Consider the following 303-nt stretch of genomic DNA (forward strand, 5'->3'; position numbering starts at 1 on the left):
AAATACACCGAATGCCTTTTCCGGCGTGATGTCCCATTGGTCAGGAGAGCAGATTTGTTTGAGTTCCTCCATAACCTGCTTCTTATCCCCGGGCTTGACCTTATTCACGATATTCCTTTTCAGATGAACGGTACACAGCTGCAAATCCGCTTGGGGGAAAGTATCGGCCAGCGTGTTTTCAATACCGGATAACCCGTCACATACCAGCAGATCCACGACAGCAACCCCTCTTTCTTTGAGACCTTCAAAAACATCCTTCCAATTGGTCGCGCTTTCCGTGGGAAAGTTTACCACGGTTAAAAC

The 303-nt window shown here is 47.9% G+C and carries 1 protein-coding gene; it reads right to left on the reverse strand.

What is annotated here, in order from left to right; all coding sequences use genetic code 11:
• Positions 1-303, reverse strand: a 303-nt coding sequence (locus WS42_RS15075; protein WP_286728793.1) for a transposase, incomplete at both ends; no start/stop codon positions are given.

Origin of the sequence: Odoribacter sp. N54.MGS-14, assembly GCF_000980295.1 — a bacterium.
Classification (GTDB): domain Bacteria; phylum Bacteroidota; class Bacteroidia; order Bacteroidales; family Marinifilaceae; genus Odoribacter; species Odoribacter splanchnicus.